General features: G+C 70.8%; 16 protein-coding genes and 1 pseudogene. 1 reads left to right on the top strand and 16 read right to left on the bottom strand.

The features are described 5' to 3' along the window. From AB0D04_RS39920 to pyrR, 5 genes are all read right to left on the bottom strand, one after another. On the bottom strand, positions 1–398 hold a 398-nt coding region (locus tag AB0D04_RS39920; protein WP_362712312.1), incomplete at its 3' end, for a carbamoyl-phosphate synthase domain-containing protein. Beyond that, entirely contained in the window at positions 395–982 is a 588-nt protein-coding gene (locus tag AB0D04_RS39915; protein WP_362712311.1) for a hypothetical protein, read from the bottom strand. The genes AB0D04_RS39920 and AB0D04_RS39915, both read right to left, overlap by 4 nt. Next, positions 979–2265, bottom strand: a complete 1287-nt coding sequence (locus AB0D04_RS39910) for a dihydroorotase (protein WP_362712310.1) — start codon at positions 2263–2265, stop codon at positions 979–981. Before AB0D04_RS39910 ends, AB0D04_RS39915 begins: the two co-directional genes overlap by 4 nt. A gap of 2 nt (positions 2266–2267) precedes the next feature. Then, on the bottom strand, positions 2268–3269 hold the full coding sequence (locus AB0D04_RS39905; protein ID WP_362712309.1) for an aspartate carbamoyltransferase catalytic subunit: 1002 nt from the start codon (positions 3267–3269) through the stop codon (positions 2268–2270). A gap of 93 nt (positions 3270–3362) precedes the next feature. Further along, the gene (gene pyrR / locus AB0D04_RS39900) at positions 3363–3965 is read right to left on the bottom strand and encodes a bifunctional pyr operon transcriptional regulator/uracil phosphoribosyltransferase PyrR (RefSeq protein WP_362712308.1); all 603 of its coding nucleotides are present in this window, start codon (positions 3963–3965) and stop codon (positions 3363–3365) included. A gap of 222 nt (positions 3966–4187) precedes the next feature. Between pyrR and bldD the strand changes: the two genes are divergently transcribed. Then, positions 4188–4688, top strand: coding sequence for a transcriptional regulator BldD (gene bldD / locus AB0D04_RS39895; RefSeq protein WP_362712307.1), 501 nt, complete (start codon positions 4188–4190; stop codon positions 4686–4688). 226 nt (positions 4689–4914) lie between these two features. Here the strand turns inward: bldD and nusB are convergent, their stop codons facing one another. The 11 genes and pseudogenes from nusB to ruvX form a co-directional block, all read right to left on the bottom strand. Further along, a complete protein-coding gene (gene nusB / locus AB0D04_RS39890; protein ID WP_362712306.1) occupies positions 4915–5349 on the bottom strand; it encodes a transcription antitermination factor NusB in 435 nt (144 codons plus the stop codon). A gap of 2 nt (positions 5350–5351) precedes the next feature. Continuing rightward, on the bottom strand, positions 5352–5918 hold the full coding sequence (efp, locus tag AB0D04_RS39885; RefSeq protein WP_362712305.1) for an elongation factor P: 567 nt from the start codon (positions 5916–5918) through the stop codon (positions 5352–5354). A gap of 64 nt (positions 5919–5982) precedes the next feature. Continuing rightward, positions 5983–7089: an aminopeptidase P family protein gene (locus tag AB0D04_RS39880; protein WP_362712313.1), complete on the bottom strand. Its 1107-nt coding sequence runs from the start codon at positions 7087–7089 to the stop codon at positions 5983–5985. An 85-nt stretch (positions 7090–7174) separates the two neighbouring features. Further along, the gene (locus AB0D04_RS39875; RefSeq protein ID WP_362712304.1) at positions 7175–8038 is read right to left on the bottom strand and encodes a Pro-rich N-terminal domain-containing protein; all 864 of its coding nucleotides are present in this window, start codon (positions 8036–8038) and stop codon (positions 7175–7177) included. A gap of 240 nt (positions 8039–8278) precedes the next feature. Beyond that, positions 8279–8719 carry a type II 3-dehydroquinate dehydratase gene (gene aroQ / locus AB0D04_RS39870; RefSeq protein ID WP_362712303.1) on the bottom strand — a complete coding sequence of 147 codons (441 nt, stop codon included), beginning with the start codon at positions 8717–8719 and terminating at the stop codon, positions 8279–8281. A gap of 5 nt (positions 8720–8724) precedes the next feature. Further along, on the bottom strand, positions 8725–9816 hold the full coding sequence (gene aroB, locus AB0D04_RS39865; RefSeq protein ID WP_362712302.1) for a 3-dehydroquinate synthase: 1092 nt from the start codon (positions 9814–9816) through the stop codon (positions 8725–8727). Next, positions 9813–10370 carry a shikimate kinase gene (locus AB0D04_RS39860; protein ID WP_362712301.1) on the bottom strand — a complete coding sequence of 186 codons (558 nt, stop codon included), beginning with the start codon at positions 10368–10370 and terminating at the stop codon, positions 9813–9815. The genes aroB and AB0D04_RS39860 overlap by 4 nt, the downstream gene beginning before the upstream one ends. Next, on the bottom strand, positions 10367–11551 hold the full coding sequence (gene aroC / locus AB0D04_RS39855) for a chorismate synthase (RefSeq protein ID WP_362712300.1): 1185 nt from the start codon (positions 11549–11551) through the stop codon (positions 10367–10369). Before aroC ends, AB0D04_RS39860 begins: the two co-directional genes overlap by 4 nt. A gap of 114 nt (positions 11552–11665) precedes the next feature. Next, the gene (locus AB0D04_RS39850; protein ID WP_362712299.1) at positions 11666–12493 is read right to left on the bottom strand and encodes a shikimate dehydrogenase; all 828 of its coding nucleotides are present in this window, start codon (positions 12491–12493) and stop codon (positions 11666–11668) included. After that, on the bottom strand, positions 12490–14241 hold the full coding sequence (gene mltG / locus AB0D04_RS39845; RefSeq protein ID WP_362712298.1) for an endolytic transglycosylase MltG: 1752 nt from the start codon (positions 14239–14241) through the stop codon (positions 12490–12492). The genes AB0D04_RS39850 and mltG overlap by 4 nt, the downstream gene beginning before the upstream one ends. 130 nt (positions 14242–14371) lie before the next feature. Beyond that, positions 14372–14620, bottom strand: a pseudogene (ruvX, locus tag AB0D04_RS39840) (Holliday junction resolvase RuvX); the annotation flags it as partial. Positions 14621–14714: the final 94 nt, after the last annotated feature.

Raw genomic sequence — 14714 nt, 5'->3', positions numbered from 1 at the left:
CTCTCGCGCAGATGACGCGTCAACGCCCGCGTATCGACGCCACTGATCCCCACCACACCCTGCGCCACCAGCTCCTCGTCCAGGGAACGCACCGCGCGCCAGTTGGACGGGACACGGGCAGGGTCACGGACCACATATCCGGAAACCCAGATCCGCTGCGACTCGGGGTCCTCGTCGTTCACACCCGTGTTGCCGATGTGCGGGGCGGTCATCACCACGACCTGACGGTGGTACGAGGGATCGGTCAGCGTCTCCTGATAACCGGTCATGCCGGTGGAGAACACCGCTTCGCCGAAGGTCTCCCCCACGGCCCCATAGGCACGGCCGCGGAAGGTGCGGCCGTCCTCCAGGACGAGTACGGCGGGGATCTTGGCGGTCCCCCTGGTGGAGGTCGTCATCGTGCGCCTTCCGTTTCGGTGTGCTCGGTGGTGCTGGTGGTGTTGGCGAGTGTGGTGAGGGCCTCGACCCAGGCCGCGTGCTCGTCCGCCCGGTCGGCGCGGAACCCGGAATCGATCTCCCTGTCCCCGTGCTTCCAGGTGACGATCAGCAGGCCGCCCTCGGTGAGGACCTTGCCCGCGATGCCCTTGTCGAGGCGGGCGCCGCGAAGGGCGGCGGCGGGCACGAAGAAGTCCTGCGCGCCGGGCCGTACGACGTCCAGTCCCTGATCGGTCAGGGTCAGTTCGGCGCGGCTACGGGTGCCCAGGCCGCGGGCGACGATCCGGTCGAGCCACTGCCCGGCAGTGGTGGAGCCGTGGTAGCGGCCGGTCAGCGTAAGCGTGGGCTCGCCCGGATCGTCCGGCGTGGTGGGCAGTTCGGGCAGATCGCCCTGGAGCGTGCCGCGCCACTTCCAGCCCTGGCGCATCAGCCAGTAGAGGAAGATCACGAAGACCAGCAGGCCGACGACCCAGCCGATCCGGGCGGCCCAGTCGGTGACCGGCGCGGACTTCTGCGCCTCGGCCAGATGGATGAGTGGAGGAGTCACGCCAGCTTCCCGTCGACGACCGTTGCGCGGCCCCGCAGGAAGGTGTGGGTGACGCGTCCCGGCAGCTCACGGCCCTCGTAGGGGGTGTTGCGGCTGCGGGAGGCGAAGCTCGCGGGGTCCACCTCTCCACGGTAAGCGGAATCGACCAGGGTGAGGTTGGCGGGCTCACCAGCCGAGATGGGGCGGCCGTGGCCCTCCAGGCGACCGATGTGCGCGGGGCGGAAGGACATCCGGTCGGCGACGCCGGCCCAGTCCAGCAGCCCGTTGTCGACCATCGTGTGCTGGACGACGGAGAGCGCGGTCTCCAGGCCGACCATGCCCATGGCGGCGGCGCCCCACTCGCAGTCCTTGTCCTCGTGCGGGTGCGGGGCGTGGTCGGTGGCGACGCAGTCGATGGTGCCGTCGGCCAGCGCCTCGCGCAGCGCCAGGACGTCGGCCTCGGTGCGCAGCGGCGGGTTCACCTTGTAGACGGGGTTGTAGGACCGTACGAGCTCATCGGTCAGCAGGAGGTGGTGCGGGGTGACCTCGGCGGTGACGTTCCAGCCCTTGGACTTGGCCCAGCGGACGATCTCGACCGAGCCCGCCGTCGACAGGTGGCAGATGTGCACCCGGGAGCCGACGTGTGCGGCGAGCAGCACATCGCGGGCGATGATCGACTCCTCGGCGACCGCGGGCCAGCCGCCCAGGCCCAGCTCGGCGGAGACGATGCCCTCGTTCATCTGGGCGCCCTCGGTCAGGCGCGGCTCCTGGGCGTGCTGGGCGACGACGCCGTCGAAGGCCTTCACGTACTCCAGGGCGCGCCGCATGATCACCGCGTCGTCCACACACTTGCCGTCGTCGGAGAACACCCGCACACCGGCCGCGGAGTCGTGCATCGCGCCCAGCTCGGCGAGCTTCTTGCCCTCCAGGCCAACCGTTACTGCACCGATCGGCTGGACATCGCAGTAGCCGGACTCCTTGCCCAGCCGCCAGACCTGCTCGACGACACCCGCGGTGTCGGCGACGGGGAAGGTGTTGGCCATGGCGTGGACGGCGGTGAAGCCGCCGACCGCGGCCGCCTTGGTGCCGGTCAGCACGGTCTCGGAGTCCTCACGGCCCGGCTCGCGCAGATGGGTGTGCAGGTCGACCAGGCCCGGCAGGAGGATCTTGCCGTCGGCCTCGATGACGGTCGCGCCCTCGGCGGACAGGCCCGTGCCGACGGCCTCGATCGTCTCGCCGTCGATCAGCACATCCTGCGGCTCGCCGCCGAGGACCTGTGCGCCACGAATAAGGATCTTGCTCATGGTTACTTGGTCTCCTCGGTGCGAGTGCTGGTGCTGGTGCCGTTTCCGGCGGTGATGGCGGGCTCGTTGCCGCCCAGAAGCAGATAGAGGACCGCCATACGGATGCTGACACCGTTGGCGACCTGTTCGACGGCGGTGCAGCGCGGCGAGTCGGCGACCTCGGCGGTGATCTCCATGCCGCGGTTCATCGGGCCGGGGTGCATCACGATGGCGTGCTGGGGCATCCGGGACATCCGGTCGCCGTTGAGGCCGTAGCGCCGCGCGTACTCGCGCTCGGTCGGGAAGAAGGCCGCGTTCATCCGCTCGCGCTGGACCCGCAGCATCATCACCGCGTCGGACTTGGCGAGCACCGCGTCGAGGTCGTACGAGACCTCGCACGGCCACTTCTCCACACCGATCGGCACCAGGGTCGGCGGCGCCACCAGGGTGACCTCGGCGCCGAGGGTGGTCAGCAGATGGACGTTGGAGCGGGCGACACGGCTGTGCAGGATGTCGCCGACGATGGTGATCCGGCGGCCGGCGAGGTCCTGGCCCAGGCCCTCGCCGACGCCGACGAGGCGGCGGCGCATCGTGAAGGCGTCGAGGAGCGCCTGGGTGGGGTGCTCGTGGGTGCCGTCGCCGGCGTTGACCACCGAGCCGCCGATCCAGCCGGAGGTCGCCAGGCGGTGCGGGGCGCCGGAGTCGTGGTGCCGGATGACGACGGCGTCCGCGCCCATCGCCTCCAGGGTCAGCGCGGTGTCCTTGAGCGACTCGCCCTTGGAGACCGAGGAGCCCTTGGCGGAGAAGTTGATGACGTCGGCGGAGAGCCGCTTCGCCGCGGCCTCGAAGGAGATCCGCGTACGGGTCGAGTCCTCGAAGAAGAGGTTGACGACGGTACGGCCGCGCAGGGTGGGCAGCTTCTTGATCGGCCGGTCGGCGACCCGGGCCATCTCCTCGGCGGTGTCGAGGATCAGGACGGCATCGTCGCGCGTGAGGTCGGCGGCCGAGATGAGGTGGCGCTTCATCCGGTGTTCTCCGTGGGTAAAGGAGGTTGTACGGGAATGTCCGTTGAGCGGGCATGCGTACGGGCCCGGGATCACCGGGACCGTGCCCGGTGCCTAGCGCTCGCCGGCCGGGGCGGTCCCGCGCAGGCCGAGCAGTACGGCGTCGCGGCCGTCCTCCTCGGTGAGCTGGACCTTTACCGTCTCCCGCAGCGACGTGGGGAGGTTCTTGCCGACGTAATCGGCGCGGATCGGAAGTTCACGGTGGCCGCGGTCGACCAGGACCGCGAGCTGCACGGCGCGCGGCCGCCCGATGTCGCCCAGCGCGTCCAGCGCGGCGCGGATCGTGCGTCCGGAGAAGAGGACGTCGTCGACGAGCAGGACGAGGCGGCCCTCGATGCCGTCGGTGGGGATCTCCGTGCGGGCCAGCGTCCGGGCGGGGCCCAGGCGCAGGTCATCGCGGTACATCGTGATGTCGAGCGAGCCGACCGGGACGGCGGCGCCGGTGATCTCCTCGAGCTTGGCGGCCAGCCGCCGGGCGAGGAAAACGCCGCGGGTCGGGATTCCCAGCAGCACCACATCGTCCGCGCCCTTGGCGCGCTCGACGATTTCGTGGGCGATACGGGTGAGCATCCGCGCGATGTCCGGGGCTTCGAGCACCGGGCGCGCAGGGAGCTGATCGCGTACGTCTGCACGTACGTCGGAACTGCTTGCGTCCATACGAAACGGACCCCCTTCTCCGCCTCACGGGACGGACTTTAAAGGACGTCGAAATTACGTGCCCCAGGCTATCAGGGAGCCCGCTAGAACCCGCGCGCACCCCTGACGGGCGATGGTCTGGCCCATTCGGCTTGACGAAGTCAGATTACGCTGCGTAACCTCACAGTGAGTTACCAACCACGCGGCGGAGCCGCATGTCGATACAGCCGTCTGGGGAGCTTTATGTCCAGCGAATACGCTAAACAGCTCGGGGCCAAGCTCCGTGCCATCCGTACCCAGCAGGGCCTCTCGCTCCACGGTGTCGAGGAGAAGTCCCAGGGCCGCTGGAAGGCCGTAGTGGTGGGCTCGTACGAGCGCGGCGACCGTGCCGTCACCGTACAGCGCCTTGCCGAGCTCGCGGACTTCTACGGCGTGCCGGTGCAGGAGCTCCTGCCGGGCACGACACCGGGCGGCGCGGCCGAGCCGCCGCCGAAGCTTGTCCTGGACCTGGAGCGCCTCGCCCATGTCCCGCAGGAGAAGGCCGGACCGCTGCAGCGCTACGCCGCCACGATCCAGAGCCAGCGCGGTGACTACAACGGCAAGGTCCTCTCGATCCGTCAGGACGACCTGCGCACGCTTGCGGTGATCTACGACCAGTCGCCCTCGGTGCTCACCGAGCAGCTGATCAGCTGGGGCGTGCTGGATGCCGACGCGCGCCGCGCGGTGGCCCACGAAGAGATCTGACGCCGGCACCACCTGCAGAAACGTACCGCCGCTCCGGGATTCCCGGGGCGGCGGTTGCGTTATGTCCGACTGAAGCGGCTTATATCCCCGCACGGCGCATACGCGTGAGCCTCCGAGGCGGCACCACGGGGGCCAGGCGGCGATCTCCGGGCATACGAGAGGCCCGGAGCAATCTGCATCGCTCCGGGCCCTTTCGTGTGCTCAGCGGTCCGTCTGGCGCGTCGCGCTAGTGCGCCTCGCGCCGCAGGCTCGGCTTCAGCTCCTTGAAGCGGCCGAGGAGGCCATTGACGAAGGCCGGGGAGTCATCCGTGGAAAACTCCCTGGCGAGCTGTACCGCTTCGTCGATCGCCACCGCGTCCGGGGTGTCGTCCACCCAGATCAGCTCGTAGGCGCCCAGCCGGATGATGCTGCGGTCGGCGGCCGGCATCCGGTCCAGGTCCCAGTCGACGGAGTAGGTGGAGATCAGCTCGTCGATGCGGCCGGTGTGCTCCGCGTACCCCTCGACCAGCTCCAGGGTGTATTCGTTCACCGGCGGCTGGCGGGGGTCGGTCCGGGCGTGCCGCATCCAGTCCGCCAGCACGGACTGCACGTCGGCGCCGCGCTGATCGGCCTCGAAGAGGATCTGGAAGGCGCGCTTACGGGCCTTGGTACGGGCAGCCACGGTTAGCTGTTCACCCGGCCGAGGTAGTCGCCCGAGCGGGTGTCGACCTTGATCTTCTCGCCGCTCGTGATGAAGAGCGGCACCTGGATCTGGTAACCGGTCTCCAGGGTGGCGGGCTTGGAGCCGCCGGTGGAGCGGTCGCCCTGCACGCCGGGCTCGGTCTCCTGGATCGTCAGCTCGACGGCGGCCGGCAGCTCGACGAAGAGGACCTCGCCCTCGTGCTGCGCGACGGTGGCCTCGAAACCCTCGAGGAGGAAGTTGGCGGCGTCGCCGACGGCCTTGCGGTCGACCATCAGCTGGTCGTAGGTGTCCATGTCCATGAAGACGAAGTACTCGCCGTCCATGTACGAGAACTGCATCGTGCGCTTGTCAACGGTGGCCGTCTCGACCTTGACGCCGGCGTTGAAGGTCTTGTCGACGACCTTCCCGGACAGCACGTTCTTGAGCTTGGTGCGGACGAAGGCCGGGCCCTTGCCGGGCTTGACGTGCTGGAACTCGACGACGGACCAGAGCTGGCCGCCTTCGAGCTTGAGCACCATGCCGTTCTTGAGGTCGTTCGTGGATGCCACGGTTGCGGAATCTCCTGGACTGCAGGTGGTGGGACCACGAAGCCGTACACCGAGCCGCTGCGGCTCAGAGTGCGAGCAGCTCCTTGGTCGTGATCGTGAGTAGCTCGGGCCCGCCGTCCGCCTCGGGGCGGACGACGAGTGTGTCGTCGATCCGGACACCCCCGCGGCCGGGGAGGTGAACCCCCGGTTCGACGGTGACCGGCACGCAAGCGTCCAGTTTACCCATGGCGGCAGGCGACAGCTGAGGGTCCTCGTCGATTTCGAGTCCCACACCGTGCCCGGTCAACGGCCCGAGCCGCTCGCCGTGGCCCGCGGCGACCAGGACATGGCGGGTCACCCGGTCCACCTCGCGGCATTCCACCCCTGGTGCCAGCGCCTCCCGGCCGGCCCGCTGGGCGGCGAAAACGAGGTCGTAGAGGTCGATCTGCCAGTCGGCGGGCGTGGTGCCGATGACGAAGGTCCGGCCGATCTCGCAGCGGTAACCGCGGTAATTGGCACCCAGGTTCACGGTCAGGAAGTCGCCCTCCTCCACCCGCCGGTCGGTGGGCAGATGCCCGGGGCGGCCGGAGTTCTGGCCGGTCGCGACGGAGGTGGGAAAGGCCGGGCCGTCGGCGCCGTGGTCGACGAGGCGGCGCTCCAGTTCCAGGGCCAGGTGCCGTTCGGTGCGCCCGACCAGGATCGATTCGAGGAGTTCGCCGAGCGCCTGGTCGGTGATCTCCGCGGCGATCCGCAGGCAGGCGATCTCGTCGTCGTCCTTGACCAGCCGCAGGGCCTCGACCGCGCAGCCCAGGTCCGCGAGCCGCATCCGGGGCGCGACCTGGGCGAGCGCCCTGTGGCGGGCGACGGTCAGGTGGTGCTCCTCGACGGCCAGCGTGTCGGCGCCGGCCTTCGCGGCCAGGTCGGCGCCCGCCACGACGGGGTCGCCGCCACGGGTGGGCAGCACGGAGACCCGTACGTCCTCGGCGGGGCGCCCCTCGGACGGGTCGCCGCTCAGCGGCATTCCGCAGACCAGCATGTCGTCGGCCGGGCCCAGCAGCAGGGCGGCGCCGGATGGGGCGCAGCCGGTGAGGTAGCGGACGTTGGCGGGGCGTGAGATCAGCGCGGCGGTGCTTCCGGTCGCGGCGCAGCGGTCGCGCAGCCGCGTGCGTCGAACCGCGTGTACCGCCAGCATCTGGGACATATCCCGAGAGTACGACCGGTCCGCGGGGGCGGCCGGTCGAGCGCGGCCGCCCGGGGGACGGGCCGGGTGCGGCGGGCTACCAGCTGGGCGGACTGGCGATGCTGCGGGCGACGACATCGTCCAGCACCCGCACGGTCGTGGCGACGTCGTGCTGGGAGTTGTCGATGATCGGCAGCCCGGAGCCGTACCAGCCGGCCATCCGGCCGTGGATCCGGGCGACCTCTTCGTCGGAGAGCCGGCGGTTGCCGCTGCGCCGGGCGTTGCGCTCCAGGACGATCTCCAGGCCGGGCAGCAGCACGATCGGCAGCAGGCCGGGGCCCACATGCCGCTTCCAGCCGCCGAGGCCGACGACCGGGCGGTCGGGGAAGACGGCGTCGTCGAGGATGCAGGAGATGCCGTTGGCGAGGAAGTTACGGGCCGCGAAGCCGCAGGTGCGGCGGGCGAGGCGGTACTGGGCCTCGGAGTTGTCGTTCCAGCCCTTCTGCGGGTCGGCGAAGCCGGACCGGACCCATTCGCGGACGTCGTCGAGGCTGATGTGCGCGGTCGGCACCCGCCGGGAGTCGGCCCAGTGGCGGGCGACGCTGGTCTTGCCGGCGCCGGCCGGGCCGATCAGCAGCACCGCGACGGTGGCGTGCGCGGAGTCCTGGGCAGCGGTGCCGGCGGGCGGATCGGGCAGCGCCACCGGGGCACCCGGCGGCAGCCGGAGGTGGCCGGTGATGTCCGTGCTGTGCGGGGTGGGCGCCTCCTGGTACGGCGCGGGCCCGCTCCAGCCGGGGCCCTGGGCTGGCGGGGCGGCGGGCGGAGGCGGCGGCGGTGAGGGGGCCGGCGGTGAGGGGGGCGGTACGGGCTGCCCCTGGTTGGGGGTCCAGTTCATGCCGGCCCCCATGTCTGATCCCGGCCGGCGGGGCGGTGGCAGCGGAGCCCCCACTGCGTACTGCATCCGGTGGCTCTCCGTCTCGTGCGGTCGACGTGTGCGGTGCCGGGCCGTACGGCCCGGTGCTCGTGCGGTAACCCAGCGGCCCGGGCGGGCCGTTGTGCCCCACAGCCGTCGGCGTGGGTGGTGCTGCTGCGAACGGTACCCTCCCAACTGCCGCTGAGTGGAGGCGCTACCGTGCTCCGCCACCCCCGGCGCTCGCTACAGGAACGGCCGGGGGTGGCGGAGAGTGCCCGGAAGGGCGGGTCAGTCGCTCAGTTCCTCGGCCAGCGCACGCAGCGCGAGACGGTACGAGCCGATGCCGAAACCGGCGACCGTACCGCTGGCCACGGCCGCGATGACCGAATTGTGGCGGAATTCCTCGCGGGCGTACGGGTTCGAGATGTGCACCTCGATGAGCGGGGCGGTGCGCTGGGCGGCCGCGTCCCGCATGCCGTACGAATAGTGCGTGAAGGCACCGGGGTTGATGACGACCGGAAGTGAACCATCGGCGGCCTCGTGCAGCCAGCGGATCATCTCCCCCTCGTCGTTGGTCTCCCGGACCTCGACCTCGAAGCCCAGCTCCTTGCCGAGCGCGGTGCACTGCTCGACCAGGCCGGTGTAGGAGGTGGCGCCGTAGACGTCGGGCTCGCGGGAGCCGAGGCGGCCGAGGTTGGGGCCGTTGAGGACGAGGACGCGCGTGGCCATGCGGCTCACTCGGCAATCTCGGCGTGTGCCGCGAGCAGCATGGCCGGATCCGGACCCTCCAGGACGGTCGGCTTGGCGAGGCCGTCCAGGACGATGAAGCGCAGCCGGTCACCGCGGGACTTCTTGTCGACCTTCATGGTCTCCAGCAGCTTGGGCCACTGGTCGCCACGGTAGGTCAGCGGCAGCCCGACGGACTCCAGGACGGCGCGGTGCCGGTCGGCGGTGGCGTCGTCCAGGCGGCCCGCGATCCGGCCGAGCTCGGCGGCGAAGACCATGCCGACCGAAACGGCCGCGCCGTGCCGCCAGTTGTAGCGCTCGTTCTTCTCGATGGCGTGCGCCAGGGTGTGGCCGTAGTTGAGGATCTCCCGCAGACCGGACTCCTTGAGGTCCGCGGAGACCACCTCGGCCTTGACCCGGATCGCCCGCTCGATCAGCTCGGCGGTGTGGGCGCCGTCGGGGCGCCTGGCGGCCTCCGGGTCGGCCTCGATCAGGTCGAGGATCGCCGGGTCGGCGATGAAGCCGGCCTTGATGACCTCGGCCAGGCCGGAGACGTAGTCGTGCATCGGGAGGGAGTCCAGCGCGGCCAGGTCGCACAGGACACCGGCCGGTGGGTGGAAGGCGCCGACGAGGTTCTTGCCCTCGGCGGTGTTGATGCCGGTCTTGCCGCCGACCGCCGCGTCCACCATGCCCAGGACGGTGGTCGGTACGGCGATCCAGCGCACCCCGCGCAGCCAGGTGGCGGCCACGAAGCCGGCCAGGTCGGTGGTGGCGCCGCCGCCGACACCGACGATCACATCGGTGCGGGTGAAGCCGGTCTGACCGAGCGCCTTCCAGCAGTACGCGGCGACCTCGACGGTCTTGGACTCCTCGGCATTCGGCAGCTGGATGGCGATCGCCTCGTAGCCCTGGGACGCGAGGTCCTCGCGCAGCGCCTCACCGGTGGCGGCCAGCGCCTCGGGGTGCAGCACCGCGACCCGCTTCACGCCCTCGCCGATCAGACTCGGGAGCTCGCCGAGCAGCTGCCGCCCGACGAGCACCTCGTACGGGTCGGTGCCCGCCGTACCGCCCACCTGGATACGGGTGGCCTGCTCCGTCATGCCTGTTCCTCCCTGTCGGCGGCCTGCGGGGCGTCTCCCGCGGCCTGCCGTAGCTCCAAAGCGTCCAGGATCGCCTCGACGACGTCCTCGGGGGTGTGCTCCCCGGTGTCGATCACGGCGCGCGCGACCTCGGTGTACAGCGGGCGGCGGCGCTCCATCAGCTCGCGCCACTGCTTGCGCGGGTTGACGGCGAGCAGCGGGCGGGGCGCGTCGAGGCCCACCCGCTTGACGGCGTCGGCGAGTTGGATGTCCAGGAAGACGACCGGCAGGCCCGCCAGCAGCTTCCGGGTGCCGTCGTCCATGATCGCGCCGCCGCCGAGCGAGAGCACGCCCGGGTGGCCGTCGAGCGCGGCCCGTACGGCGGCCCGCTCCAGGTCACGGAAGTGCGGCTCACCCTCGTCGAGGAAGATGTCCGCGATCGGCTTGCCGGCCGTGGCGACGATGTCCGCGTCGGTGTCCCGGTAGCCCGCGCCGAGCCGCTCGGCCAGAAGTGCGCCCACCGTGGACTTGCCCGCGCCGGGCGGGCCGATGAGTACGACGGCCGGCGACGTCACTTGATCGCCAGGTTGTCGAGGTAGCTGCGGACGTTGCGGCGGGTCTCCGTGACGCTGTCGCCGCCGAACTTCTCCACCACGGCGTCGGCCAGGACCAGCGCGACCATCGCCTCGGCGACGATGCCCGCGGCCGGGACCGCGCAGACGTCCGAGCGCTGGTGGTGCGCCTGGGCAGCCTCGCCGGTGCTCACATCGACGGTCGCCAGCGCCCGCGGCACGGTCGCGATCGGCTTCATCGCGGCGCGGACCCGCAGGAGTTCGCCAGTGGTCAGCCCGCCCTCGGTGCCGCCGGAGCGGCCGGAGGTGCGCTTGATCCCCTCTTCGGTGGCGACGATCTCGTCGTGCGCCTTCGATCCCGGCACCCGCGCCAGGTCGAAGCCGTCGCCGACCTCGACGCCCTTGATGGCCTGGATGCCCATCAGGGCGGCGGCCAGCCGCGCGTCCAGCCGGCGGTCCCAGTGGACGTGCGAGCCGAGGCCCACCGGCACGCCGTACGCCAGCACCTCGACCACGCCGCCGAGGGTGTCGCCGTCCTTGTGGGCCTGGTCGATCTCGGCGACCATCGCCTTGCTCGCGTCCGCGTCCAGGCAGCGCACCGGGTCCGCGTCCAGCTTCTCGACGTCGGAGGGCTTGGGGTAGACGCCGTACGGGGCCTTCGCCGCGGCCAGCTCCACGACATGCGAGACGATCTCGATACCGGCCGTCTCCTTGAGGAAGGAGCGGGCCACCGCGCCCAGGGCGACCCGGGCGGCGGTCTCGCGGGCGGAGGCGCGCTCCAGGATCGGGCGGGCCTCGTCGAAGCCGTACTTCTGCATGCCGGCCAGGTCGGCGTGGCCGGGGCGGGGCCGGGTCAGCGGCGCGTTACGGGCCAGCTCGGCCAGGACCGCGGGGTCCACCGGGTCGGCCGCCATGACCTGCTCCCACTTGGGCCACTCGGTGTTGCCGACCATCACGGCCACCGGCGAGCCCAGCGACAGGCCGTGCCGCACGCCGCCCAGGAACGTGATCTCGTCCCGCTCGAACTTCATCCGGGCACCGCGGCCATAGCCGAGCCGGCGCCTCGCCAGCGCGTCCGCCACCAGATCGGTGGTGATCGGGACTCCGGCCGGAAGGCCCTCCAGCGTCGCCACGAGTGCGGGGCCGTGCGACTCCCCCGCCGTCAGCCAGCGCAACCTGCTCAACGGTGCTCCTCATGTACTGCTCATCCGCGTACGGTCTCCCCCCGATCCTCCCACGTCGCGGCGGGTCGGCGGTGCCCGGTCCAGGGTGCGGACCGGGGTGGCCCGTACGGCGGATCAGCGGGCCGCCAGCGCCGCCTCCCCTGCCCGGCGCATCGCGGCCAGCGGGGCGGGCGAGCGGCCCGTCATCTGCTCCACCTGGAGAACCGCCTGGTGGACCAGCAGGTCGAGCCCGCCGACCACCGCGCCGCGTCGGTCGGCCCAGGCGGTGGCCAGCGCCGTCGGCCAGGGCTCGTAGAGGACGTCGAAGAGCGTGCCGGGCCGGTCGGGCACGGCGGCGGCGAGCGCGTCGGTGGTGCCGGCCGGGGTGGTGGCGATGGTCAGCGGCGCCCCGAAGGCCTCGGCGGCGTCCTCCCAGGGGGCGGTGCGGACCACGACGCCCAGCCGCTCGCCCCAGCCGCGCATCTCGTCGGCGCGCGCGGCGCTGCGGACGTACGCGGTGACCTCGCCGGTGCAGATACGGGAGAGCGCGGCGAGGGCGGAGGAGGCGGTGGCGCCCGCGCCCAGGACGGATGCCCGCTCGACCCGCTCCACGCCGCGCTCGCGCAGCGCGGCGAGCATGCCGGGAATGTCGGTGTTGTCGCCGGTGCGGCGGCCGTCGGCGGTGAAGACGACGGTGTTCACCGCCTCGACGGACGCGGCGGTCTCACTCATCTCGTCGAGCAGCGGGATCACGGCGCGCTTGAGCGGCATGGTCAGGGAGAGGCCCCGCCACTCAGGACCAAGCTTCTCCAGAAATCCGGGCAATGCCGCCTCATCGACCTCGAAGCGGTCGTACGTCCAGTCGCTCAGGCCGAGAGCTGCGTACGCGGCGCGATGCAGATCCGGGGAGAGGGAGTGGGCAATCGGGGAGCCGAGTACGGCAGCTCGATATGTGGGGCTCATTGCTTGGCCTTCTTGTGTTCCCGTTCATAGATACGGCGATTGCGCTCATGCTCTTCGTTGGTCGCCGCGAAGAGCGTCTTCTCCGGATTGATGGAGACGAAGTAGTACCAGTTACCCTTGGCCGGGTTGATGGCCGACTTGAGCGCCACCTCGCCAGGGTTTCCTATCGGCCCCGGCGGCAGGCCCTTGAACTTGTAGGTGTTGTACGGGTCGTTGAACTTCCGCAGATCGTCGACGGATCCGGTGTCCAGCGTGCTTTCCGCCTTGGCGTAATTCACGGTCGAGTCGAAGTCGAGCAGGCCGTACGTCTCGGTGTTGTTCGGCTTGAGACGGTTGTAGACGACGCGCGCGACCTTTTCGAAGTCGTGCTTGTACTTGCCTTCGGCCTGCGTGAGGCTGGCGACGGTGAGCAGCTGCATCGGGGAATCCAGCTTGAGCTTGCGCGCGTTCGCCTCCAGCTCGTACTTCGCATACACCTGGTTGGCCCGCGCCACCATCTGCTTCAGGACCGCTGCCGGCTTCGCGTTGTCACCCACGCTGTACGTGGACGGGTAGAGGAAGCCCTCCAGCGGATCCTTGGCCTTGGAGGAACGACCGGCCCACGAGGGCAGCCCGAAGCTTTTGGCCTCGGTCCTGGCCGCATGCTTGGTCGTGCCGGCCTTGAGATGGAGCTTTTTGTCGATAAGCGCGTAGACCGCGCTGGAGCGCAGCCCTTCCTGGATGGTGAGACCGTTACGGCTCTTCGGGTCCAGCATCAATTCGAGGGCTGCTGCCGCCGACATCCGCTTGCGCAGCGAATACGTGCCGGGCTGCAGCACCGCCTTCTTCTCGTCGGCCGCCTCGGCGAAGGCGCCGGCGCTCTTGACCACACCCTTATTCGCGAGGACCTCCCCCATGGTCTGAATCGCCGAACCGGCCGGAATATCGACCTGCACCGCACCGGATCCCTCGCCCTCGTAGTCGGGCGCCGATCCGAAGTGGGCCATGATGAAGTCGTAGCCGAAATAGCCGACGGCGCCGACCGCACCGGCGAAGACCAGGGTCACGACCAGACAGGCCGTACCGCTGCGCCGTTTGTTCTTCTTGCCGTTGCGCTTGCCGCGCCGCTCGCGGCCGCCCCGGCGCTCGCGCGCGTCGTCGTCGCGGTCGTCGTCGTCCGCGCCGTCCGCGAAGAACGAATGCTCCGGCTCCGGTTCGCGCGGCTCCGGCTCGGCGCGCCAGTCGTCGCCCCCGGTGTCCTCGTAGGGCGGCCCGGGATGCGGCTCGGCATGCTGCTCGTACTGCTGCTGGGGCGGGTACTGCCCGTGCTGCCGGTACTGCTCCTGCTGGTACTGCTGCTGGTACTGCTGCTGCGGCGGCACCTGCCCGCGCTGCGGGTGCGGCGCCTGCTGCGACAGCTGCTGCTGGTAGGCGTCCTGCTGATACGCGTCTTGCTGATACGCATCCTGCTGGTAGGCGTCCGGCCGGCCGTAGTGGTCCTGGCCCGCCCCGCCGTACGGATCGGCCGGCGCCTGCTGGGCGTAGGCGTCGTACGGGTCATAGGGGTCGTACGGCAGCTGCCCGCCCTGCGCACCGTCCCAGCCGCCCTGGTACTGCTGCTGCGGATGGTGCTGCTGGGGGTAGGGAGCGGACTGCTGTCCGTCCCACTGGGGCTGCTGTGCCTGGCCTCCGTACGAACCCTGGTCTCCGTAGAGCGGGTCCTCGGGATGCCACGGTTCGGAGCCGTAGCCCCGGCCATACTCGGTCATCGATCCCCTAGAGCCGAGAGGCGGTGCGCTCCTGCCCGGCAGCGCGATTGCGGTGTACTGCTCCGCCTCTACTTGCACGCGCGGCTGTTCGAACCGGCGCCACATCGCGCGGAACGTTACCGTATCGCGATCAGATGACCACTTCGACGCTCTCCCCCGGCGGCTGCCCGGAGGACCGTTCGGTTTCCAGCGCGCTCTGCAGAATGACCACCGCGGCCGCCTGGTCGACCACCGAGCGGCCCTTCTTGCTGCGGACGCCCGAGGCCCGCAGGCCCTGGGTCGCGGTGACCGTCGACATCCGCTCGTCGACGAGCCGGACCCCTACGGGCGTGATGTTCTTCGCCAGCTCCTGGGCGAACACCCGGACCTTGGCCGCGGCTCGGGCAGGGACCGCCGGGCCACTTCCCACGTCGCCGCCTCGTCCCGCCACAGGGCGCCCTGACGGGCCAGCCCCCACAGCCCCAGTGCGAGCG

This window comes from Streptomyces sp. NPDC048483 (assembly GCF_040651455.1).
In the GTDB taxonomy this organism is placed as follows: Bacteria; Actinomycetota; Actinomycetes; order Streptomycetales; family Streptomycetaceae; genus Streptomyces.
Note: the sequence above shows the minus strand (reverse complement) of the source record. Positions and strands in the feature narration are given on the sequence as shown.